The following is a 23,520-nucleotide window of genomic DNA, read 5'->3' on the forward strand; positions in this document are numbered from 1 at the left end:
ACGCATTGATGACCTCTGAATGCGAGCATCTTCAGGTCGTTTGGGTATATGGACCTAATTAATTGTTAATGCAAATGCATGTGTTTCATCAGTTTAGTCCTTGAGATTCTGGGAGAAAAAGTGATGCCTTGGGAACTTCCTCAATGAAATAAAAAAGTTGCGGAGTGTCTTTGTGCAATGGTCACCAATACGAGAGAAAACTGCTGCTTTGTCATGGAGATAGCAAACTCAATCAATCATGATGGAATTGGGATAATTCTTGGCGTAAATAAAGTCGAGAGTCCTAAAAAATGCCACGAAGTCTTTTTTGAGGTAGTCCCGTACGCGGGACATAAAAAATGGTGGTGACTTATTATCGAATAAGGAAATTCATCATGCACAAACCAATGATGCTCTCGGCCATTGCGCTGAGCGTAGCAACAGCTCTGCCAGCTTGGGCTGTTGACTGTACTTCATTACCAACTTGGGAAAACACTGCCATATACAATGGTGGCGATCAGGTGGCACATACTGGCGAGGCTTACAAAGCCAAATGGTGGACGACAGGCAAGAACCCGGCTGAAAACTCTGGTCCATGGCAAGAGTGGGAAGCGCTGGGGCAATGTTCTACTGGTGGAAACCAGCCTCCCGTCATCGACCTGACTTCTCCTTTAAATGACTCCAACTTTGTTACTGGCGATGTGATTACTCTTTCAGCGATGGCCTCCGACAGTGATGGCTCGGTGTCGGATGTTGAATTCTTCATCGGCGCAAACAGTGTCGGTATTGTGACAGCGCCTCCTTTCTCTTTGGAGTGGGTTGCAGAACAGGGACAGGCGATTGTTCGTGCTGTGGTCACAGACAATGAGGGCGCAAAGTCCGAGCAAAGCGTGAGTATCTCGGTTGAGGACCCTGTCTTTGGTATCCCGCCTACCGCACAGCTGACTAATCCGACTGCGAGTTCGCAATTAAAAGCTGGTGAAACAGTTGCTCTGACAGCAACTGCAGAAGACTCCGATGGTGCAGTCACGCTTGTAGAATTCTATGTCGACAACAAACTTGTCGGTTCAGATGACGTTGCACCGTTTGAAACCTCTTGGCTTGCTACGGAAGGCAACCACAGTTTCAATGCTAAAGCGACTGACAACGATGGCTTGCAGGCTTGGGCAGGTGAAGTCTCTGTTAAAGTTGCCGGCAATACCGTTGGTGGTGGTTGTTCTGGCGTACCGACTTACAGCGCTGGTACCAGCTATGCAGTTGGCGATATCGTTCAAAACGCGAACTACAAATACCAATGTGACGTAGCGGGATGGTGTTCATCGGATGCGGCGTGGGCATATGAGCCAAATACCGGCGCTCACTGGCAAGACGCTTGGACTGAACTGGGTATCTGCGCCATTGTTCCTACCGTGACTTTCACTTCTCCGTCGGATAATGCAACTCTGCTTGCAGGTGAGATGGTTTCCCTTGCTGTTGATGCCGTTGATTCTGATGGCAGCGTAACCGGCGTTGAGTTCTTCGTAGCTGGCCAAAGCGTTGCCGTTGATAATGCTGCGCCTTATGCCGTTGATTGGGCGGTAACAGGTTTAGGCGAAGTGAGCATCAGCGCCGTTGCCACTGATAACGAGGGTAATACAGGCAATGCCGGCATTCTGGTTAATGTGAGTGACCAGCCATTGGTAGCGAGCCTGACTTCCCCAGCAGCAGGCAGTTCTGTCGGCTTGGGTAAAGCTGTGTTGCTCGAAGCAGAAGCGAGTGCCCTCAACGGTACTGTGGCGAAAGTTGATTTCGTGGTTGATGGTGCCATCGTCGCATCTGATTCAACGGCGCCTTACAGTGCAAGCTGGACACCAGGTGCAGTAGGTAGTTACGCGGTTTCTGCGCTAGCAACTGATAGCAATGGCCTGACTGCGTCAACCGCAGCTGTTACGCTGAAAGTGTTCGAGCAATCGGCGAAAAAACATCAGCTGATTGGTTACTGGCACAACTTTGTGAACGGTGCTGGCTGTCCACTGAATCTGAGCGAAATGTCGGATGCGTGGGATATCATTGATATCGCCTTCGCAGAGAACGATCGCAACAGTGACGGGACTGTCCACTTTAATCTATATAACGGTGACATTCGCAGCACTTGTCCTCCGCTTGATCCTATGAAGTTCAAGCAAGACATGGCTGCGTTGCAGGCGAAAGGAAAAATTTTCGTTCTGTCACTCGGTGGTGCGGAAGGGACAATCACGCTGAATACTGATGCGGATGAAGCTAACTTCGTTTCGAGCCTGACAGCGATTGTGAAAGAGTGGGGCTTTGATGGTCTGGATATCGATCTGGAAAGTGGCTCTAACCTTGTTCATGGTTCGCAAATTCAGGCGCGTTTACCACGTGCATTGAAGCAGATTGAAACCAACATGGGTGGTGACATGTACCTGACGATGGCACCTGAACATCCATATGTTCATGGCGGTATGGTGGCGTACAGCGGTATTTGGGGCGCTTACATTCCATTGATTGATGAACTGCGCGATACCTTGGACCTGCTGCATGTTCAGCTATACAACAATGGTGGTCTGCCGAATCCGTATCTTTCAGGCGCTGCACCGGAAGGTTCAGTAGACATGATGGTTGCTCAATCCAAAATGCTGATTGAAGGTTTTGAATTGGCAAACGGGACCACGTTTGCGCCACTTCGCGATGACCAAGTCGCTATCGGCTTACCATCAGGTCCAAGCTCGGCGAACTCTGGCCAGGCACCTACTCAGAACATCTTGGATGCTCTTGACTGTGTGACCAAAGGTACTGCGTGTGGAACAGTGAAACCTGCTTTCAACTACCCGAACTTTGGTGGCGTGATGACCTGGTCAATCAACTGGGACAAACATGATGGCTTCAATTTCTCTGGCCCCGTCGGTGACAAGTTAAGTGCCATGAATGCAGGGCAATAACCTTAATACGCGAAGCGGGACGTAATGTCCCGCTTTTTTCCCCATTCATCAATTTTGAAACAACAACTATCCATCTTAATTCATAGACTTGCATAATCTTCTTAAAGTAGTACCTAGATATGCACGTTCAAACACCAAACAAAACGCTTCGCGGACTTTCTTTCCTGTTCTCGCGACTACCCTCAGCGGAAAAGTGGCTTCACTTTACGACCATAAGCTGGGTGATATTTCAACTGCTCACCTCAGCCGGAATGCATGTCAGCAAAGATGCGACCGTTTATCACCTCACCCTGATTGACCATATTCATATGTATGGAGGGATAGGGCTGTTACTTTTCTCTATGGTTTTTTTCGTAACCGTGGTTAACCGGCGTCCAATCACAGACATGTATCCCTGGCTGTTTGGTAACTTTACAGTCATTAAAGCTGACTTGCTTATTCTAAGAACTGGGCGCTTGCCAGAACCAAAACCTGCTGGGTTGGCTGCGATGGTTGAGGGACTAGGCTTGCTGGCACTGATGTTGGCGACCGTTACAGGCACTCTTTGGGCCATCGCGATGTTAATGGAAAATCCACTCAGCCCAGATTTTTTAGCCATTCATAAAACCGCCGTTGGCGCGATTGAAGCCTATATCTGGGGGCACGGCCTGTTTGCTTTGTTGCATCTCATAATCTGGTGGCGACGTTAGGGCCTATAACGACATAGGTCACGCTTGTCTCATAAATGCGATCAATGTTGTCGTTACTGTCTATAATTTCGACAGGCTTATATGATGAGGCATGCTAGATGAATACATGGAGAGAACAAGAAGTTGCCGAATTTTATGTTGAAGTATCTTCCAAGAGAACAGTAGGTGATGTCGGCGCTGAGTATGAAAGAACAGGCAGCGGTAAAGATTGGCAGCAGTGTATGAGATTGTCATTTGAAGGGTTTAATAATTCCCGCATTTTGTCGTTAGACGATATTTGGCGCGACCTGATTGAGAACAAGAAAACCAAGTTTACCGGTGAGGTTTTAGCGCTGGAAACCATCGTGAAATTTGGTGACACGATGCAGTTGGAAACGCCGTACAAAGTCCAAATTAAAGTCACTCATTAATCTGGTGGTAATGTCACCGGATGAGTATGAATCTTTAGTGACGAGGTTATCTAGACAAGTCGAGCAACCTATCTAGATAACCCCTCCAGCCCCTGCATACAAACGCTTCCACGCAATTTATACCTCTGTCTCACCTCTTCAATCGTCAACTTCCCTGACACCATTTCGTTATAAAAACGACACAAACAGACCACACGATAGGGACACCACATAACGAGGTTCCCTGAAACATGGATAGCATTATCGAAGTGAATGGTCTGACGAAAACGTTTGGAAAAAACAAAGCCCTTGACCAGATCAACCTCAAGATCCAACACAAAGAAATGACCGCACTTCTTGGACCTTCTGGTTCAGGAAAGTCAACGCTACTTCGCCATCTGAGCGGCTTGGTCTTCTCTGATAAAACGCAAGACGGACAGATTCAGGTGCTTGGTAAAACCGTTCAGAGTCAGGGCCGAGCTTCAGGTCAGGTTCGCAACTGTCGCGCGCAAGCTGGTTATATCTTCCAGCAGTTCAATTTAGTGAACCGCCTGTCAGTGATGACCAACGTGCTGATTGGGGCGCTCAACTACACGCCGTTCTGGCGCACGCTTACCGGTAACTTCACCAAGCAGCAGAAAGCAGAAGCGATGGCAGCATTGGAACGCGTTGGTATGCAAGATTTCGCTCATCAGCGTGTTTCTACGCTGTCGGGTGGACAGCAACAACGTGTGGCTATTGCCCGCGCACTCATGCAAAAAGCCCGGATCATTTTCGCCGACGAGCCTATTGCCTCTTTGGACCCTGAATCTTCCCGCATCGTGATGGAGCTGCTTAGCGACATCAACCAGCGTGAGGGTATCCCTGTGATCGTGACGCTTCATCAGGTCGATCACGCCCTCAAATACTGCCAGCACGTTGTCGCACTGCGAGACGGAAAAATCTTCTATCAAGGAGAAAGCGCGGCAATCGACAAACACGCCCTTGCTGAACTTTATGGCAGTAAATCAGAAATGACATTGGACGTCGGTATGGAAGAACAACCGGCTTCTGTGGAAAAAGCACCACTTTCTCTCATCAGTTAAACCGTTAACACACAAAGGACGATGACGATGTTACGAGCACTACGCACATTCACCTGTGGACTTGGCATGTTGGCTGCAGCCGTCGCTGCACCTGCGTCTGCAGAGGAAAAAATGGACACCCTGAACTTCGGTATTATTTCTACGGAATCCCAGCAAAACCTTAAATCAGTGTGGGACCCGTTCCTAGACGACATGAGCAAGAAACTGGGTATGGAAGTGAAAGCCTACTTTGCTCCTGACTACGCGGGCATCATTCAGGGCATGCGTTTCGACAAAGTTGACGTTGCATGGTTTGGTAACAAATCCGCGATGGAAGCGGTCGACCGTTCTGGCGGCGAAATCTTCGCCCAAACTGTCGATTCAGAGGGTAACCCAGGCTACTGGAGCCTTTTGGTGGTTCATAAAGACAGCCCAATCAACAGCGTTGAAGACATGATTGCAAGCCGCAGCAAGCTGGCGTTTGGTAACGGTGACCCTAATTCTACTTCTGGCTTCTTGGTACCTTCTTACTATGTGTTCGCGAAGAACAACATTCAGCCTAGTGACTTTAAACGCACACTGAATTCAAGCCACGAAGTGAACCTGTTCGCGGTTGCTAATAAGCAAGTGGATGTAGCGACCAACAACACCGAAAACATGCGTCGCTTCGAGCGCACCAATCCTAAAAAATTCAAAGACATTAAAGTGATTTGGCAATCGCCACTCATCCCTTCTGACCCAATCGTATGGCGTAAAAACCTGCCAGATAACGTGAAGGAAGACATCTACAGCTTCTTCATGAACTACGGCACAACCGGCGATGCGCAGGAAGTGGCAATTCTGAAAGGCCTGGACTGGGCACCGTTCAAACCATCTAGCGACCTGCAACTGTTGCCTATTCGTCAACTGGCGCTTTACAAGCAGCTTAATGGCCTGAGCAACCAAGACAAGCTTTCTGATGAGCAAGTCGCAGAGCTGGCAAGCATCAAAAGTTCTCTGGCTGCCCTGAACCGCCAAATGAGTGCTTTGGAAGCGATGGAGTAAGTACCTGATGAGCCGGAGTTCTCTCCGGCTTTTCTTTTTAACTCGGTTATTTGTAGCTTGATGGAATTTTAGAATGAGCAGTAATACCGCCGTTTTAACCGCGCCACAAACCTCTCACTGGAAACGCTTTGTCGGCATGTTGATTGTGGCTCTCGTGCTTGCCTGGTCATGGCAAGGTTCTGAGATGAATCCAGCGCAACTCATTAAAGATGCTGGAAACATGGCAGAGCTGGGGTCTGATTTCTTCCCACCGGATTTCACGCATTGGAAGCTCTATGTCGATGAAACCCTGATCACCATCCAAATCGCTATTTGGGGCACCGTGCTTTCTGTCCTTCTTTCGATTCCTTTCGGACTACTTTGCGCAGAAAACATTGTGCCTTGGTGGGTTTATCAGCCAATGCGCCGTTTGATGGATGCCGCGCGTGCCATCAACGAAATGGTTTTTGCGATGTTGTTTGTTGTCGCTGTCGGTCTGGGACCTTTCGCAGGTGTATTAGCACTGTTTGTTCACACTACGGGCGTACTCGCCAAGCTGTTTTCTGAAGCGGTCGAAGCAATCGATATCGGGCCTGTCGAAGGGGTTCGGGCGACCGGAGCCAACAAGATTGAAGAAGTGATGTACGGGGTGTTACCTCAAGTATTGCCGCTTTGGATTTCGTTCACTTTGTACCGTTTCGAATCGAACGTCCGCTCAGCCACCGTGGTCGGCATGGTTGGTGCGGGTGGCATTGGTGTGTTGCTCTGGGAAGCGATTCGCGGATTTCAGTTCCAACAGACCGCCGCCATCATGTTGATAGTCATTGTGACCGTCAGTCTTATCGACTTCGCGTCCCAGTACATCCGCAAGATGTTTATTTAACAGCCAGATTTTTATTTCACCCAACTTGTCTAGATAACCCATAAGCGCAGAGGAATGCGGAGGGATAAAAGATGCGAGTTTATTTAGATATCGCCAGACATCTTGAACAGGAAGTTCGCAGCTATTTTCAGGCGGGGGATTACCTGCCGCCTGAATCCAAGCTGGCGAAGAAGTATGACGTTAACCGCCACACAGTGAGACGTGCAATTGACGAACTGGTTTTTACCGGCCTCATCGAGCGTCAACAAGGGCGCGGCAACATGGTGGTCAGCCAACCGTTTGACTATCCACTTCACGCCGGAGCGCACTTTACGGACAACTTGATGGAACAGGGCAGTTTGCCAACCAGTCAGGTGATCAGCAGGGGGCTGGTGGCTGCGAACGAGAAAATAGCAGGCATGTTTGGTGTTGAGCTGGAATCGCAAGTGATCAAACTTCGCACGCTTAGAAAGATAAACGGCATGCCAGCGAGCGTGATTGACCACTACCTTGCTGACCTTGAATGGTGGCCGGTAGTGAAGCATTTCGAAGTGGGTTCGCTACACGCTTTTCTCAAAGACAAGTTGGACGTTCACCTTACCCGTAAAAGTACTCGGCTCAGAGCCATGATGCCGAAAAAGACCGATTGCCGATTGCTTCAGTTATCCGGCAAGACACCCATCATGGTGTTTAAAACCACCAACGTGATCACAGGAACCGACCAGATTGTGGAGTTTTCATCGTCCCACACACGTTCTGATCTGGTCGAGATTGTTTTGGAGCATTGAATGGAACAGGAAAAGCAAACATCGCGCCAGCGCTGGATGTCAGTCCTCGCCAGAACGGATGCCAATGCGTTGATAACGCACTGGGTAAAACTCTCACTTAACCCGCAATACCAGTTGGTTCGCGCACCGGAACTGGGGTTGGCTCAGGTACGCGCTCGAATGGGCGGTACAGGGAACGCTTTCAATATGGGTGATGTCACCATCACCCGTGCGGTAGTTCGACTGGATAGTGGCGAGCTGGGCTACAGCTATGTCACTGGAAGAAACAAGCAGCATGCAGAACTTGCTGCAGTGGTGGATGCATTGATGCAAACCTCTGCACATGATGCGCTGCAGCAAGCTCTGATATCGCCGCTCGCGGCAGAAAAAGCAGAACAAGAACAGTTGCGTGCAAGAGAAGTGGCGACCAGTAAAGTTGACTTTTTCACCATGGTGAGAGGAGAGGACGAATGAGCAAGATAACAGAGGGTTTTCACTCACCCGTGCATGATGCACAGCAGGTCTTCCGAGAGTTAATGGAGGCAATGTCCCACCCCGGGAAACAGGTTTCATTGGACTACACCGCTCAGTTTGGAACAACTAGCCGCGCAGCGACTCAGGTATTACTGACGTTGGCCGACAACGCAACCAGCCTGTGGCTATCAGAACGCTTCAATGCAGATGAAACTTTGGTTGAAAACATCCGTTTTCACTGTGGCGCACCGCTCTCTGGTCAGAAGTGCGAGTCCGCTTTTGCGCTTGCCAGAGGCAGTGAACTGGAAGACTTTGAAGGTTTCAATGTTGGTAGCGAACACTATCCGGACAGAAGCACCACGTTGATTATTGAGGTGGACAGCCTGAAGGAAGGTGATGTGCTGGTGCTGGCCGGCCCCGGTATTCAGTCGACAACAAAAATGAGAGTGAAGGGTTTGAACCCGCTGCTGCTTCTGGCTTTGGTAACAAAACGCAGCCACTTTCCCCATGGTGTGGACATTCTGTTTACATCCGGCACCGACATTATTGCATTGCCTCGCTCGACAGAGGTGACGCTGGAAATTGAGGAGGTCACATGTATGTAGCTGTAAAAGGCGGTGAGAAAGCCATCGCTGCTGCTCATGAATTGCAGGACAAAAAACGCAGGGGCTCTTTTTCGCAAGCCGCTCTGAATGTCAAACAAATAGCCGAACAACTGGCTGGCGCGACAGATCGTGTGATGACCGAGGGCGGCATCTATGACAAAGAACTTGCGGCGTTGGCTATCAAACAAGCTGGCGGTGACTTGGTGGAAGCTATCTTCCTGCTTCGCGCCTATCGCACTACGTTGCCTCGGCTGGCGGTGACGGAACCTGCGAATACCGAAACGATGAAAATCGAGCGTCGTATCTCTGCAACTTATAAAGATTTGCCGGGTGGACAGGTACTCGGGCCAACTTATGACTACACCCATCGATTGCTTGATTTTGCTTTGTTGGCAGAAGGTGGAGATCGTAGCGAACCCGCCAGACTGAGTGATATCGATGAGATGGCGCATTGCCCAAGGGTGATGAGTATTCTGGAAAACCTCGATCTAACGGTCACTGAGGAAGATAACGGCGCAGCGCCGGATGATATCACCATGGAGCCACCCACATTCCCTGCAAACCGAAGTGCAAGGCTGCAGCAACTTGCGCGCAGTGATGAGGGGTTCTTGTTGGCATTGGGTTATTCCACCCAACGTGGTTACGGGCGTAATCACCCGTTTGCCAGTGAAATTCGTTCTGGCAACGTCACGCTTGAAGTCGTTCCTGAAGAGTTAGGCTTTGCCATTGAAATTGGCGATATCGAAATGACCGAATGCCAGATGATCAATGGTTTCACTGGCAGTAAAAAGCACAAAGCGAAGTTTACTAGAGGCTACGGCGTCACGTTTGGGTTTTCTGAGCGTAAAGCGATGTCGATGGCGTTGGTAGATAGAGCATTGCAATGTGGCGAATATGACGAAGTGCCACAAGGCCCTGCTCAGGATGAAGAGTTTGTGTTAGCGCATGGCGACAACGTTGAAGCTGCGGGTTTTGTCAGCCACCTGAAGCTTCCGCATTACGTGGACTTTCAGGCTGAGCTCGAACTTATCCGCAAGCTTCAAAAAGAATTTGATGCCCGCGACGCTTCGGGCGAAGGAGAAGCGCTATGACTACGCAAGCCGTTCAAAGTGGTTATAACTTCGGTTATCTCGATGAACAAACCAAACGCATGATTCGACGTGCCCTGCTGAAAGCCATTGCGATTCCCGGTTATCAGGTGCCGTTTGGTGGCCGCGAAATGCCCATGCCTTATGGCTGGGGCACAGGCGGTATTCAAATCACCGCTGCCATTATCGGCGAGCCTGATGTGCTTAAAGTGATTGACCAAGGGGCTGACGACACCACAAACGCGGTTTCCATCCGCCACTTCTTTGAAAAGGTTGCCGGCGTTGAAACTACTGAGCGCACAGAGCAGGCTACGTTGATTCAAACACGCCACCGCATTCCAGAAAAACCGCTGAACGAAGGTCAGATTCTGGTGTACCAGGTGCCGATCCCTGAGCCGCTGCGCTTTATTGAACCGCGTGAGACGGAAACACGCAAAATGCATGGTCTGGAAGAATATGGCGTGATGCACGTGAAGCTCTACGAGGATATCGCGCGCTATGGCCATATTTCGACCGCATACGCCTACCCAGTGCGGGTCAATGGTCGCTACATCATGGACCCTTCGCCCATACCGAAATTCGATAACCCCAAGATGGATCAAATGCCCGCGCTGCAACTCTTTGGTGCTGGGCGTGAGAAGCGTATTTACGCCATTCCTCCTTATACGGATGTGAAGAGTCTGGATTTCGACGATCATCCCTTCGAAATCCAGCAATGGGGTGAGCCTTGCAGCATCTGTGGTTCAACAACCAGCTTTCTGGATGAGGTAGTAACGGATGATAAAGGCAACCGAATTTTCGTGTGTTCTGATACCGATTATTGCAATGACCAGCAGTCAAAAAATGCTCTAAAAAAGGAGCAAGAGGAGAAGCGCGCGTGTCAGTAACAGAGTTAGGTCGCGAGCACGCGACGATGCGAGCAACGAACTTGCAGCCACTATTAGAAGTAGAAAGCCTCACCAAGCTTTATCAGCCAGGCAAGGGGTGTCAGGACATCTCTTTTGCTTTATGGCCAGGCGAAGTGCTGGGTATTGTGGGTGAGTCAGGCTCTGGAAAAAGCACCTTGTTACGTGTGCTTTCAGGTCGTGAAACGCCAGATTGTGGCGCAGTGAATTACCAGTTTGAAGATGGCTATCAAGCGAGCCTCTATGCGCTTTCTGAAAGTGAACGCCGTCGATTACTGCGCACCGATTGGGGAGTGGTTCATCAGCACCCAATGGATGGATTACGCCCGCGGGTTTCTGCTGGTGGCAACATCGGCGAACGACTGATGGCAGTAGGAAACCGACATTACGGCGATATTCGGGAGCAAGCGTTGGACTGGCTTTCTCAGGTGGAGATTCCTAAAGACCGAATCGACGACATGCCAATCACTTTTTCTGGCGGTATGCAGCAGAGGCTTCAAATTGCACGGAATCTGGTGACGCATCCAAGACTCATCTTTATGGATGAACCGACAGGCGGGCTTGACGTGTCTGTGCAGGCAAGGCTGCTGGATTTGATTCGAAATCTCGTTACGGACTTAGGGCTGTCTGTGGTCATTGTGACCCATGATTTGGCTGTAGCGAGATTACTGGCTCACCGATTGGTGGTGATGAAAGAGAGTCGAATTGTTGAAACCGGGCTGACCGATCAGGTGCTCGACGATCCGCAACATCCTTACACACAGTTGCTCGTATCATCCGTCTTGCAGGGATAGGGAAGACCATGACAAACACAACCATGTTAAGCGTGTCGAATGTCAGTAAGACTTTCGTTCTTCACAATCAAGGCAGTGCAAAGCTCTCCGTGCTTGCGGACTCCAGTTTCTCTGTCAACAAAGGGGAATGCGTTGTACTGCTGGGCCGTTCCGGTGCAGGAAAGAGTACCTTGCTCCGCGCGCTATATGCGAACTACCTCGTCGATAACGGCGAAATTAAGGTACGACACCAAAATACAACGCAAGGCGAGCATTGGGTGGATATTGCCAGTGCGCTGCCCCGCGACATTCTGGATGTTCGCAAAAACACCTTGGGTTGGGTGAGCCAGTTTCTGCGTGTTATTCCCCGCATCAGTGCACTGGATGTAGTTGCGCAACCTCTGGTGGAGCAAGGGGAGTGCAAAGAAACGTCACGGCAAAAGGCTGGGGCGTTGTTGAAACGACTCAACGTGCCTGAACACCTATGGCATTTGGCACCCGCGACATTTTCTGGTGGTGAACAGCAACGGGTGAACATTGCACGCGGATTTATCGTTGAATCACCCATTTTGTTGCTGGACGAACCGACGGCATCACTGGATGAAAAGAACCGTGATGTCGTGATTGAACTCATTCTGGAAGCCAAGCAACGGGGCGCCGCAATTGTTGGCATATTTCACGACGAATACGTCCGCCAGCAAGTAGCAGATAAGTTCTACGACATTTCAACCGCCACATTGAAACTGGCTTAAGGGAAGGAAGCGATAATGATCATTACCAATGTTCAACTGGTGTTGGAAGACGAAGTCGTTAATGGCTCGTTAGAAGTTGAGAACGGCATCATTCGCGCCATGTCTGATTCGCCCAGCTATCAGCCAGGAGCAGTAGATGGCAATCAGGGATGGTTGATGCCGGGGCTAATTGAGCTGCATACCGACAATCTGGAAAAGTACTTCACGCCGCGACCAAAGGTCAGCTGGCCTGCATTCTCGGCCATGGCAGCGCATGATGCGCAACTTATCGGAGCTGGTATCACAACGGTTCTGGATGCAATTGCAGTCGGTGATGTGCGCGATGGTGGTCATCGTCAGGATAACCTCGACAAGATGATCAATACCATTGTCCAAAGTGGCGAAAGAGGTTTGAATCGCGCTGAGCATTTCGTTCATATCCGTTGTGAGTTGCCCCACGAGACGACGGTTGATTTAGCTAAGCTTTATCTCGACTTGGATCAGACCCATATGGTGTCCCTGATGGACCACTCTCCGGGTCAGCGCCAGTTCGTGAATCTCACCAAGTATTACGAATACTATCAGGGTAAATACAATCTCAATGACGAGGAAATGGCCGCATTCGAACAGGACCAGCGTGAAAAGTCTGCGATATGGTCAGACCTAAACCGACGAGCCATTGCAAGCCTATGCCATGAGCGAAATATCCCTCTTGCAAGCCATGACGATGCGACCCGTGCCCATGTTGAAGAATCCCGTGCTTTGGGACTGGTTTTGGCGGAATTCCCTACCACTATTGAAGCGGCGCAACGCTCCCACGAACTTGGTCTGAAAGTCATGATGGGAGCGCCCAACGTGGTTCGTGGTGGCTCGCACTCAGGCAATGTCGCAGCGCATGAGCTGGCGTCGTTGGGCGTGTTAGATGCACTGTCGTCTGATTATTTCCCTGGCAGTTTGTTGGATGCGGTTTTCCGTCTTGCAGATGATGAGCGCAATGCGCTGGATCTGCCCTCTGCGACATGCCTGGCGACACGTAACCCTGCGTCCGCGCTTAGCCTTTCAGATCGCGGCATCATTAAAGAGGGCATGCGGGCAGATTTGTTGCTCGTAGAGCGTCATTACGATCAGCCTTATGTGGAGCAGGTCTGGCGTCAAGGGCACCGCGTGTTTTAACCCAAGGGCAGGACAAGAAAATGGCAAAGCTGTTTTATGTGCTTGGTGCTTCTGGGGCGGGGAAGGATTCGCTGATCAATGCCGCCAGAGAGCGCTTCTGCGACAGGCTAATGGTGGCGCATCGTTACATTACACGGCCAGCTTCTGCTGGCAGTGAAAATCATGTCGCTTTGTTAGACGACGAATTTGATCTTCGTATCAAGCAAGAACTGTTTTCCATGCACTGGCGAGCGAACGGACTGCGCTATGGGGTGGGGCGTGAAGTGGAAACTTGGTTGGCGTCGGGCATGGATGTGATGGTGAATGGTTCTCGTGCGTATCTACCCTTTGCCAGAGGGGTATTTGGAGAACAACTGGAAGTCGTGTGGATCTCAGTCAACCCTGATGCACTTAGAGAACGTCTCGAAGCCCGGGGCAGAGAAAGCGTAGAAGAAATTGCCCAGCGATTGGAACGCGCCATTCACTATGATGCGATGCGCCCGGCCAATGCGATTCATCTCAACAACAGCGGGAAACTTGAAGACACCGTTGCTCAGTTTGCTTGTGAATTAGATATCGCACTCTGCAACGAAAACGGAGGCAATCACCATGGATAAGCATCACATTGACACAAATCTCACTTTGCATGAAGAGGCAACAACTTGTCGCGATGCTGTGGTAACTGACTCGGTGCTCGGGCGATGGACTGAAGTCGGGGAACGTACATTATTGGAACATGTTGCACTGCAAGACTTCAGCTATGTTGGTCCCGACAGTGAAGTGGCGAACACTGACATTGGTAAGTTCACCTCGATTGCTTCAAAGGTTCGGATTAATCCTGGCAACCACCCTTGGTGGCGGCCGACGTTACATCACTTTACCTATCGTCCCGGAAAATATGGAATGGAAGATCTCCATCAGGCCGGCTCAGACAAGGATGCAGAGGTATTCGACTGGCGGGCGGAAAACCGGGTGACGATTGGGAATGATGTCTGGATTGGGCATGGTGTCATCATTCTCCCCGGCGTCAGCGTCGGAGATGGTGCGATTATCGGCGCAGGCAGCGTAGTCACCAAAAATGTGCAAAGCTATACCATTGTGGTTGGTAATCCAGCGAAGATGTTGCGGTCAAGGTTTGAAAATCCAGACACCGCGAGAAAGTTGGAAAGCCTGTGCTGGTGGGATTGGCCGGAAGAGAAAATCAGGCAGTATTTTCCATACTTTCAGCAAAGTGCCGAAGCCTTTCTTGAAGCAGTAGAGAAGCGCCACTGACTGTCAAAATTTAAAGGGTATAAAGTTGGGTACATACCCAACTTTTTTGTGCATGGAAGGATTAATGTTGAGAGTGACCTTGTTAGGGACAGGGGCGGCAGGGGGCGTTCCCCTGTATGGATGTGAATGTGGGGCGTGTCGGCGGGCCAGAGAGCACACTGCATTTGAGCGAAAACCCTGCTCCGCAATGGTGGAATGGGGTAGAGGGAGCACCCGAGAAAGACTATTAATTGATGCAGGCCTGATGGACTTGCACGAGCGCTTTCCCGCAGGCACCTACCATGGCTTTTTGCTTACGCATTTTCATGTGGACCATGTTCAAGGTCTTTTTCATTTAAGGTGGGGCAACCCATCGTCCATCCCTGTGTGGTGTCCAGATGATGAGCAAGGCTGTGCTGATCTTCTCAAGCACCCTGGGTGCCTGAGATTTCTGCCGGAAATGAACCATGGTGATGTGGTCAACATTAATGGACTGCGTGTTACCCCACTTCAACTCAGACACTCGCGGCCGACTGTTGGTTACCTGCTGGAATATGGGCCAAAAAGTATTGCTTACCTCACCGATACAGACGGACTGCCAGCCCAAACGCTTGATTTCCTCGCCTCGTTAACGCAACTGGACGCGTTGATTCTCGATTGCTCATTTCCGCCCGAGCACGAGGGCTCAAACCATGGAAACGTTGAAGCGGCCTGGCAGGTTTATGAAAAGCTCCAGCCGAAAGAACTGATTATCACCCACATTGGTCATGAACTGGATTGCTGGTTAATGGATAACGGGATACCTGACTGGATGGAAATTGGCAGGGAAGGGATGGAGATATAAGGGCGATTTCTCGCCCTTTTGAACTAAAGCGCTAATTGGTAATTTGGGTCTGCCAATATTTGTATAGCCCCTCAATGTCTGAAGAGCACATCAAATCCATACTGCCCTTCAATTGCTCATCGCTCCAGTTCCACCATTGCATTTCCATCAGCATTTGTATTTCCGGTTCACTGAACCGGAACTTGATGTGCTTGGCAGGGTTGGAACCCACCACTTCGTAAGGTGAGACATCTTTCGTCACCAGCGCGCGACTGGCAATGATGGCACCGTCACCAATCTTTACGCCTGCCATAATCATGGCTTCTGAACCAATCCAAACATCGTTACCGATCACTGTATCACCGGCGCGTTTGAAGCCGTCTTCGGCACCAGTAAAGTTCTCATTGTCCTGATAGAAAAACGGGAAGGTACTGACCCAATCCGATCTGTGGCCTTGGTTGCCCGCCATCATAAATACTGCGCCGGAGCCAATGGAACAGAAACTGCCAATGATGAGCTTGTCGACATCATGGCGGTTGGGCATCAAATAACGAGCGCAATCGTCAAAACTATGCCCATGGTAATAACCTGAGTAGTAACTGTGTCTTCCGACGATGATATTTGGATTGGTAAGCTGCTCAGCGATGGGCTTACCAACAAAAGGCGATTCGAAATAGTTCATGGTCTTTTTCACTGAAGTTGCTGCGCGAGAATGATACTCCTGAGATATCGGACAACCAAAGGAAACTTGACGTGAGTATCTGCAGAAAGATATATTGGTTTCGTATCGAAACCAATATTGATGGGAGGAAAATATGTCGAGTGTATTATCCGGTCAGACTTTCAAGCTGACCGCTAGTGAATGGTTGAATACGGAGCGACCTATCGAACTTAATGAATATCTGGGGAAAGTCGTTGTCATCTATGTATTTCAAATGCTGTGCCCTGGTTGTATTTCCCATGGACTGCCACTGGCAAAGAACATTCAGAGTACATTCTCGGACTCAGGCGTTCAGGTCATTGGTCTGCATTCTGTTTTTGAGCATCACGATGTGATGATTCCGGATGCATTGAGGGCGTTTATTCATGAATATCGCATTCAGTTTCCTGTAGCGATTGATCAACCCAGTGAACACAACCCAATCCCAAAGACCATGGATCGCTATCAGTTTGGTGGAACGCCGACGCTTCTTATTCTGGATCAGCATGGCAAACTCAGGCTTAACCATTTCGGTATGCTGAGTGATATGCAGGTGGGAGCGCTTATTGGTTCGCTGCTGGAAGAGGGAGCAAACGCTGAGGCAGAAAGCCAGACTGTAAGCACTCATAGTCAGGACGGCAAGACTGTCGATGATCATAATGGGTGTGACGAGCATGGTTGCAAGGTGTAAGTCAAACTACCTGAAGTTAAGAGCCGACACGTGGCCGGCTCTTTTGGTTTCACTCGTTAATCTTATCAAGCATTTTCAATGAGCCCATATAAGCCATATATTCGATAAGCTCATTCAACTGCTGATCGGAAAGATGTTCAAACGTCAACATCCGAGATTTGGCTCGATATGAGTTCGGATTCTTAATGAAAGCCTTTAAGTACTCGATATCTCTATATTCAGTAATATTTTTGGGAATATTTAATTCCGGGCCAATGTCGCCACCTTCCAGATTAATAGAATGGCAAGAAATACATGTGGATTTGAATGCATTGTATCCGGCCATAATAACGGGTTTATCTTCCGCTCCCGAAGGGTAATAATCCGGTTTTGGCGCTTGATAATTAAGCTCTATCTTATAAACCTGAAACGGCCATATCCAATTGTTATATTCTTTAGGATCTGTCGTCATGACATAAAATGGCCCAGGATTGAGCGTCTCTTTGCCTTCACCAATGTCGGTGAATTTCCCTTCAGTACCTTGCTCGCCAGTCACCACGACCAATGGGCTTTTCGTTGTGCCTTTAGACCAAGTGGCGACAAAGCCATCCAACGCGACAAACTTGATTTCTTCTACTTTGCTGAAGTCAACGCCGACCTGGCTTGCAACATCTTTGAAGGACAGACCTTCGTAAGCCATTGGCTTGTTGTAAACGGGAGACTGAAACGACAGTAAGCGTTGAGCCGCAGATGCTTCCATCTGATCAATGCCTACTGTTTTCTCAAAGAGTAGCTGCGGTCCATCTTTAAGAATGAATTCTAACTTTCGGTCATCTGCTGAACTCTGGAACGAAATAAAACCTAGCAATATTGCAAAAACGAACCTGAACATATTGTCACCTTTTTATTGAACATCCTGTTTGGTTTCATTTTGATAGTAGTCTTACAGATTGATTGTATTGATATTTAATTGGCTACTTTGAAACTGATCAAATTAATTTTTCGGAGTGTTATGAGTGAAGGTGAATATTGTCAAGATTATATGGTCTTTATTTATAAAAAAGACAAAAAGGGTAGGCATTAATTGGGGAAGGTAAGATGTAAGGGGGAGAAACTCCCCCTATTTGAGTAGACTAAGCAGTCGCAACGGAGCGGTAGAAAAGGCGCTCATAGCGTTTGCCATCGATCAGTCGCATTAGTCTGGATACAACACCCACTAAAACCAATGCAAAGACCAATCTTCCCCAGAAGATGGCAGTAAAGTCAGCACCAATCACCAGCATCAAGAGGGTATCTTCGATCAGGCTGTGCAGTAGCCCGAGCAAAGTAATGGCTGTAAATATATCCCGAGGCGGTATATGTCCCTTCTTGGCCTCATTGATGAGCAGGCCACCTCCATATGAAAGACCCAAAGTTATACCAATCAGCGTCAGATTCGTGGCCTCTTTGCTGATGCCAAGCAAACGAAGGAAAGGGCTTAGTGCCTTGGCGATAAGTTTTTCAATACCTATTACCTTGAGAATATTTAGTACGAATATCAAGGCGACGATAATCACGAAGACCAAAATCAAATTCTGGAGCTGACTAATCCCCCAGGCTACAAGCGACGTGTCTGTTTCCATAGAGGGTTGCCAGATGATTTGTGCCTGTTCTTGCAGCGATCCCGTTGCGCTATATGTCAAATGTAAGAGCCAGCCAAGAAGCAATGCACCGCCAACACGGGTAAGAATGCTCCACCAGACAGAAACACCGGATTTCTTGGCGAGCCCGACTTCAATTGGCATTGAGTGCGCAAGCAAGATCATGCAGCTTAGAATGGAAGCTTGGGCTACTGACATGGTGACATCAGTGTTTATAAGAACGACAAGGGCAGAGTATATATTCACAAAGATAGCGGTCGCCCAGACCAAGCCCATTTCACTGGGAAGGCCAACTGAATTCATTAGAGGCGCGATGAAATTGGAAAACCAGACCACGCCGCCGAACTCCTCGAAGATCTTTACCACGATGATGGTAGGAATCATGACCTTATAAAGTGTGATTGCAACATTGATGCTGTCAGCTAACGTTCTCTGGAAAAAATTCACAACTGGTTTCATATCCCACCTCCTTGTGCTGCTGAGAAACTTAATACTAAACCGTTTCGGTGTGACTAAATTTCCATTTGGTGGGGATAATTGGCTGTTTATTTCTTTTGTTTGGGTGTATAAGAAATTTAGGGCTCAGAAAATGGATAGTGAAGAAATATGGAAATCGACCGTATCGACAAGCGTATTTTGATGGCACTTCAAACTGATAACCGTATTGCAAACGTTGAACTGGCTGAGCGGGTGGGGCTGTCTCCCCCTGCTTGTTTGAAACGGGTAAAGCGACTTCGTGATGAAGGTGTTATCGCGAAAGATGTGTCGATTCTTAACCCGGACTTAGCGGGCGTGAAAATGACCATGATTGTTTCTGTGGAAATGGAGCGCGACCGCAGGGAAATCTACCAGCTTTTCCGCGCTTCGATTCTAAAAGCGCCAGAAGTGACCCAGTGTTACCAGACTTCCGGAAGCTATGATTTTGTTTTGATCGTCAATGTACCGGATATCAAAGCCTATGAAGCGTTTGTCGAGCGAGTGCTGCACACTGACCTGAATATCCGGAAGTTCCACACATCAGTCGCGATGCGTCAGGTGAAGTTTGAGACGGCAATTGGGTTGACCACCTGATAAGTTAAGAAAGAGAAGGGCCTAAAACAGACCCTTTAAAAAACTGCATATGCTATTAGATTGATTTTGAGATTAGCTCAGCTTTAAGCAAACCACCTTTTGTGAGAAGTTTTGGTGAGAAGTTAGGGTTCCTTCTGCTCTTAAACGCTGCCAGTATTTTTTGGAGACCGCTTGCTTCCAACAGAGATATGTTAATTTCCGTATCCATGTCGGCTGAATTGATGAAATCTTCAGAGAAAGAAGGGGCGACAATGAGAACCTGTGCGACTCGATGTCCGTTGTTTTCGCAGCGCTTCACATAAGACTTCACTTGTCGGGAAGTTGAAGAATATTTAGCGTAGTGCCCATTTTTGAACGATTTCGCCTCTCCAACTATCACATCTTCATTTTCGAGAGAAATGATAATATCCGCTTTGTCTTTTGCAGTATTTATCTCTTTTCTTAAATCTTCATCTACGTTCATGCCAAGCTGTTCGAGGATAGTCCTAGTAACTTCTTCAAACTTTGAGCCAATATCTGCCTCTTTAATGTCGACACCGACCGACTGAAGCCCTTGCAGATCTCTACAGGCAAGCAAGTGATAGTTTTCAATTAGTCTATCGTTTGCACTTGCAAAGCACTCTACGATCTGACTTCTTGGGTTCCCTTTCTTTGGTAAGCCTAAATCATTTCGGATAGTTTTGATTTCTTCATTGCTGTACAGATACAGAATATCAATCGGAGTAATGTTGAGAGCCTTTAACTTTTCTGGGTCGATGCTCTCTCTGTTTTCTATTTCAAAATCAGTTCTTATTCTTTTCTCAATTGCTTCATCTACTTTTTGAAGAGCATCAAGCAAATCTCGGTAACCGCTTACGCTAAGTACGCCAAATTCATCTTCATCTATAGTCCTCATACAATCAATCAAGACGTTTGTTCGATCATGTAGTGTGGTACCAATACGAGGAACATTGGGAGTTAACTCTTCAATTAGTGCCTTAATTCTTTCTTTTCGTTGATTTTGGGTTGCATCTTCAGTGTGAAGGTCATTCATGAGTATGCTTCTAATAGAAAGACCGGAATGCGCAATTACGGATATCCTATCCTGTCTAGAAACACCACGAACTCGTTGACCATGACTTTTCAATATATTTGCGAGTTCACCATCAGAGAAAGACCTTAATATGCGAAGAACATACTTATCATGAAGTTCTTTCCCTAGAATCTCGTGAATAATCTCTACCACCTCGTCAGCAATCATCACTTCCGACTGCCTACGATTAATTAGAATGATTCCGTTTTCTCTTAAGTATTCAAGTGCCGATTCAATGCCGTGTTCTGGAATCTGATCAATAGAGTGCTCGATGGCATGAACTTCTTCTCGGGATAACCCTAGCCTCTCTGATAGGGTATTTAAAATACTTCTCTCATCATCTGATATTTTAGCTGTACGATTGCTTTTCAGATCGTTTCTAAAGGCTGTAAGAACGCAGTCTCGATAAATGCAAAGCCGGCTAGTTCTGTCGAACTGGCTAGTGTCGGATTCTTGTATGTCCTCAACTATTTGTTTGCTTAATTGATTTACAGCTTGATATTCATTTTTGTATAGCGATTCAATCCAAGGTATCGAAGCAACGCAGTTTCCATCTCTAGCTAGAATGTTTATGAGAAGAGAGACTTGAGGGCCGCCAATCGCGATGTGTTCCCTGACATGCTGCTTAAATTGCCTTTGAACTAGGTTAAAAAGTTGGGTTATCTCGTTGCCAGAAGCTGATTTTAACTGGCCATCTATCTTATCTAATTGGCTAGCCAACTCAGCGTCATCTTTATACTCTTGGCAAAGACGATCGATGCAGTTTACAAACTTGGAACGATCTACTTGATTTGTATGGTTTAGCACCTGATTGAGTTTCATGTTGAATAACCTAGAGACATAGTTACGATGAGTAATCATGATAACCTTTTGTTTTTGAAGCGCTATTCTTGTTCGTATTTTTGTAATATATGTCACTTGTTTTATATTGATTGCGAGGTGTGGGCAGAACCCATAGAACAGTAAGTAGGCAGGAATCGCGTATATGGCTATAATCCGAGCCCCACAAGGTAAGATTTTTCTAAATGAAACTCTCCCATACTCCCATCACGCAACATCGCTTTGAAGGCTATTCCTTCTTCCTTAAACGAGACGATCAGCTCCACCCACATTTTTCTGGCAACAAAGCGCGCAAATTGATGGCGTTATTGGAACTGGAAGACAAGGGTGTTACCCATCTGATTGGCTATGGTTCTCCGCAGGCAAATTCACTACTTTCGCTGGCAGCATTGGCAAAGATGAAAGACTGGCAGCTGGAGTTTTATGTCGACCGTATTCCCGGTTGGTTGAAGGAAAACCCAATTGGTAACTATCGCATCGCGTTGGAGCTGGGCGCGGAAGTGATTGCAGTGTCGGCGCTGACGGATGAGCCTATTCATCCCCATGATTACATTCATGCAAACCGGCTTGGCGAGGGATGTTTATATGTGCCAGAAGGTGGGCGTTCTCCCATTGCAGAGCGGGGCGTGGCGACGTTGGCAAAAGAGATTTTGGAGTGGGTGCAATCCAATCACATGGAAAATGTCTGTGTAGCGCTGCCGTCAGGAACCGGAACCACCGCGTTGTTTTTACACAAGCATTTGAAAGCACATGGTATTGAAGTTCTGACATGTCCGTGTGTGGGGGGAAAAGACTATTTGGTTGAGCAGTTCAAGGAGCTCGGTGAAACTTGTTTCCCCGCGGTATTAAAGCCACCGACTAAGCATCATTTCGGAAAACTATATCGTCAAGATTATCAAATATGGAAAGCCTTACTGGAACAGACGGGGATTGAGTTTGATTTGTTGTACGACCCTTTGATGTGGCGATGTCTGAGCGAATGCTTACTGGAAAATAAGAACAAGACGCTGCTCTATGTTCATCAAGGGGGCATTATCGGCAATGAGAGCATGCTGCCGAGATACCAACGAAAGTACGGTGAATGACGTTGCTGAGAGTTTTAAGAAAACGCCCTCCATACCGGAGGGCGTTTTTGTTAGTTGCTGACGCGAATCAGTGTGTCACTGTCTGAATGTGAGAAAGGCTTTCCGTAGATATCGAGCTTAACTGTCTCAGTGTAAGTCAGCTTGTCGCCATCGATTTTGATGTTCATGGTGAAGTCTTTGGTGCTGGCATTGTTGGCCATAAAGTCAGACTGAGCGATGCCATCCCCAGAAGCAACCAGAGTCATGTCGTTACCTGCTTTACCTTCTGCTACAACGCAAGTCGCGCGAGGCACACAGAAAGAGTTGTAAACGGTCTGATTTTTGTGGTCGTAAATCAGATAGCCGCGCTGGTCATGGAATTTGGTGTCGTCGGCTTTACGGAACACTTCCTGTTTGTAGTAAATCGCAGCCAGATACTGTTCGCTGGCATTGGTGGCATCAGCGGCAACTTCAAATGTCATCACTTCGTACAGTGGTGTAGCAGCAGGCGCACCTTTGCCATTTTCTGTTCCCGACTGAGCAGGGGCGACATCTACGCCACCTTGTTCAGTGCTTTTCCAGGTGCCGACTAACTGTGCCAATGGGCCGAAGTTGATGCCGTCTATCACGCCTTCTTGATTGGTTGCTTTGTCCTCAGCATAAGATGTAGCGCTGGCTGAAACAGCCAATGACAGCAGCGCGATTTTGATTGTTGTTTTGCTCATTATTGCTTCCTTTTATTTGTTAAGCCCACGCTTTCCGTTGGGTATTTTCTTCACTCAACCCCTGCGTAGCTTGTGAGCGCTAAAATGCGTGGGTTATTGAGTTGTGCGAGTTGGAACAGGCGAGTAGATCCTAAGGAAGCAATGACAAAGAATGTAGTCAGAGATAGACCAATGCCATCAGTTTATTTGCGATGAAACAAAACCGGAAAATCAATAATAATCAG

At 48.2% G+C, this 23,520-nt stretch carries 25 protein-coding genes; 20 read left to right on the plus strand and 5 right to left on the minus strand.

What is annotated here, in order from left to right; translation table 11 throughout:
- The first annotated feature begins 374 nt into the window (after window positions 1-374).
- The 17 genes from QL223_RS02565 (at window position 375) to phnP (ending at window position 15,535) form a co-directional block, all read left to right on the plus strand.
- Window positions 375-2,918 carry an Ig-like domain-containing protein gene (locus QL223_RS02565; protein ID WP_281543803.1) on the plus strand — a complete coding sequence of 848 codons (2,544 nt, stop codon included), beginning with the start codon at window positions 375-377 and terminating at the stop codon, window positions 2,916-2,918.
- Window positions 2,919-3,037: 119 nt separating this feature from the next.
- The gene (locus QL223_RS02570; RefSeq protein WP_046304436.1) at window positions 3,038-3,607 is read left to right on the plus strand and encodes a hypothetical protein; all 570 of its coding nucleotides are present in this window, start codon (window positions 3,038-3,040) and stop codon (window positions 3,605-3,607) included.
- Between the two features lie 98 nt (window positions 3,608-3,705).
- Window positions 3,706-4,017 carry a hypothetical protein gene (locus QL223_RS02575; protein ID WP_039849568.1) on the plus strand — a complete coding sequence of 104 codons (312 nt, stop codon included), beginning with the start codon at window positions 3,706-3,708 and terminating at the stop codon, window positions 4,015-4,017.
- A 230-nt stretch (window positions 4,018-4,247) separates the two neighbouring features.
- Entirely contained in the window at window positions 4,248-5,081 is an 834-nt protein-coding gene (gene phnC, locus QL223_RS02580; protein ID WP_002536192.1) for a phosphonate ABC transporter ATP-binding protein, read from the plus strand.
- Between the two features lie 27 nt (window positions 5,082-5,108).
- The gene (gene phnD / locus QL223_RS02585) at window positions 5,109-6,104 is read left to right on the plus strand and encodes a phosphonate ABC transporter substrate-binding protein (RefSeq protein ID WP_281543804.1); all 996 of its coding nucleotides are present in this window, start codon (window positions 5,109-5,111) and stop codon (window positions 6,102-6,104) included.
- A gap of 73 nt (window positions 6,105-6,177) precedes the next feature.
- Window positions 6,178-6,966, plus strand: a complete 789-nt coding sequence (phnE, locus tag QL223_RS02590; protein WP_002536190.1) for a phosphonate ABC transporter, permease protein PhnE — start codon at window positions 6,178-6,180, stop codon at window positions 6,964-6,966.
- A gap of 71 nt (window positions 6,967-7,037) precedes the next feature.
- The gene (phnF, locus tag QL223_RS02595; protein WP_046304439.1) at window positions 7,038-7,733 is read left to right on the plus strand and encodes a phosphonate metabolism transcriptional regulator PhnF; all 696 of its coding nucleotides are present in this window, start codon (window positions 7,038-7,040) and stop codon (window positions 7,731-7,733) included.
- Entirely contained in the window at window positions 7,734-8,186 is a 453-nt protein-coding gene (gene phnG, locus QL223_RS02600; RefSeq protein WP_002536187.1) for a phosphonate C-P lyase system protein PhnG, read from the plus strand.
- Window positions 8,183-8,791, plus strand: coding sequence for a phosphonate C-P lyase system protein PhnH (gene phnH, locus QL223_RS02605; RefSeq protein ID WP_281543805.1), 609 nt, complete (start codon window positions 8,183-8,185; stop codon window positions 8,789-8,791). Before phnG ends, phnH begins: the two co-directional genes overlap by 4 nt.
- A complete protein-coding gene (locus QL223_RS02610; protein WP_002536183.1) occupies window positions 8,782-9,882 on the plus strand; it encodes a carbon-phosphorus lyase complex subunit PhnI in 1,101 nt (366 codons plus the stop codon). Before phnH ends, QL223_RS02610 begins: the two co-directional genes overlap by 10 nt.
- Window positions 9,879-10,766 carry an alpha-D-ribose 1-methylphosphonate 5-phosphate C-P-lyase PhnJ gene (locus QL223_RS02615; protein WP_281543806.1) on the plus strand — a complete coding sequence of 296 codons (888 nt, stop codon included), beginning with the start codon at window positions 9,879-9,881 and terminating at the stop codon, window positions 10,764-10,766. Before QL223_RS02610 ends, QL223_RS02615 begins: the two co-directional genes overlap by 4 nt.
- A gap of 26 nt (window positions 10,767-10,792) precedes the next feature.
- On the plus strand, window positions 10,793-11,578 hold the full coding sequence (gene phnK / locus QL223_RS02620; protein ID WP_281543994.1) for a phosphonate C-P lyase system protein PhnK: 786 nt from the start codon (window positions 10,793-10,795) through the stop codon (window positions 11,576-11,578).
- A gap of 8 nt (window positions 11,579-11,586) precedes the next feature.
- Window positions 11,587-12,309: a phosphonate C-P lyase system protein PhnL gene (gene phnL, locus QL223_RS02625; protein ID WP_281543807.1), complete on the plus strand. Its 723-nt coding sequence runs from the start codon at window positions 11,587-11,589 to the stop codon at window positions 12,307-12,309.
- Window positions 12,310-12,324: 15 nt separating this feature from the next.
- On the plus strand, window positions 12,325-13,461 hold the full coding sequence (gene phnM, locus QL223_RS02630; protein ID WP_281543808.1) for an alpha-D-ribose 1-methylphosphonate 5-triphosphate diphosphatase: 1,137 nt from the start codon (window positions 12,325-12,327) through the stop codon (window positions 13,459-13,461).
- Between the two features lie 20 nt (window positions 13,462-13,481).
- On the plus strand, window positions 13,482-14,057 hold the full coding sequence (phnN, locus tag QL223_RS02635) for a ribose 1,5-bisphosphokinase (protein WP_281543809.1): 576 nt from the start codon (window positions 13,482-13,484) through the stop codon (window positions 14,055-14,057).
- Window positions 14,050-14,712 carry a DapH/DapD/GlmU-related protein gene (locus QL223_RS02640; RefSeq protein WP_281543810.1) on the plus strand — a complete coding sequence of 221 codons (663 nt, stop codon included), beginning with the start codon at window positions 14,050-14,052 and terminating at the stop codon, window positions 14,710-14,712. Before phnN ends, QL223_RS02640 begins: the two co-directional genes overlap by 8 nt.
- Before the next feature lie 64 nt (window positions 14,713-14,776).
- Complete coding sequence (gene phnP / locus QL223_RS02645; protein WP_039849566.1) at window positions 14,777-15,535, plus strand: phosphonate metabolism protein PhnP; 759 nt, start codon at window positions 14,777-14,779, stop codon at window positions 15,533-15,535.
- A 31-nt stretch (window positions 15,536-15,566) separates the two neighbouring features.
- Here phnP and catB read toward each other — a convergent pair whose 3' ends face one another.
- A complete protein-coding gene (gene catB / locus QL223_RS02650) occupies window positions 15,567-16,196 on the minus strand; it encodes a type B chloramphenicol O-acetyltransferase (protein ID WP_281543811.1) in 630 nt (209 codons plus the stop codon).
- A 133-nt stretch (window positions 16,197-16,329) separates the two neighbouring features.
- On the opposite strand from catB, the gene QL223_RS02655 reads away from it, so the two are divergent.
- A complete protein-coding gene (locus QL223_RS02655; protein WP_002536170.1) occupies window positions 16,330-16,905 on the plus strand; it encodes a redoxin domain-containing protein in 576 nt (191 codons plus the stop codon).
- Between the two features lie 49 nt (window positions 16,906-16,954).
- Here the strand turns inward: QL223_RS02655 and QL223_RS02660 are convergent, their stop codons facing one another.
- Window positions 16,955-17,776: a c-type cytochrome gene (locus QL223_RS02660; RefSeq protein WP_039849565.1), complete on the minus strand. Its 822-nt coding sequence runs from the start codon at window positions 17,774-17,776 to the stop codon at window positions 16,955-16,957.
- 241 nt (window positions 17,777-18,017) lie between these two features.
- On the minus strand, window positions 18,018-18,983 hold the full coding sequence (locus tag QL223_RS02665) for a hypothetical protein (RefSeq protein WP_002536166.1): 966 nt from the start codon (window positions 18,981-18,983) through the stop codon (window positions 18,018-18,020).
- 147 nt (window positions 18,984-19,130) lie between these two features.
- Here QL223_RS02665 and QL223_RS02670 point away from each other — a divergent pair, with 147 nt between their 5' ends.
- Entirely contained in the window at window positions 19,131-19,595 is a 465-nt protein-coding gene (locus tag QL223_RS02670; RefSeq protein WP_281543812.1) for an Lrp/AsnC family transcriptional regulator, read from the plus strand.
- A 55-nt stretch (window positions 19,596-19,650) separates the two neighbouring features.
- Here the strand turns inward: QL223_RS02670 and QL223_RS02675 are convergent, their stop codons facing one another.
- Entirely contained in the window at window positions 19,651-21,489 is a 1,839-nt protein-coding gene (locus tag QL223_RS02675; protein WP_281543813.1) for a hypothetical protein, read from the minus strand.
- Between the two features lie 203 nt (window positions 21,490-21,692).
- Between QL223_RS02675 and QL223_RS02680 the strand changes: the two genes are divergently transcribed.
- The gene (locus QL223_RS02680) at window positions 21,693-22,592 is read left to right on the plus strand and encodes a 1-aminocyclopropane-1-carboxylate deaminase/D-cysteine desulfhydrase (RefSeq protein ID WP_281543814.1); all 900 of its coding nucleotides are present in this window, start codon (window positions 21,693-21,695) and stop codon (window positions 22,590-22,592) included.
- A 50-nt stretch (window positions 22,593-22,642) separates the two neighbouring features.
- Here QL223_RS02680 and QL223_RS02685 read toward each other — a convergent pair whose 3' ends face one another.
- On the minus strand, window positions 22,643-23,296 hold the full coding sequence (locus QL223_RS02685; protein WP_281543815.1) for a heme-binding beta-barrel domain-containing protein: 654 nt from the start codon (window positions 23,294-23,296) through the stop codon (window positions 22,643-22,645).
- Window positions 23,297-23,520 lie beyond the last annotated feature (224 nt).

It is taken from the genome of Grimontia sp. SpTr1 (genome assembly GCF_947387585.1).
Taxonomy (GTDB): domain Bacteria; phylum Pseudomonadota; class Gammaproteobacteria; order Enterobacterales; family Vibrionaceae; genus Enterovibrio; species Enterovibrio indicus.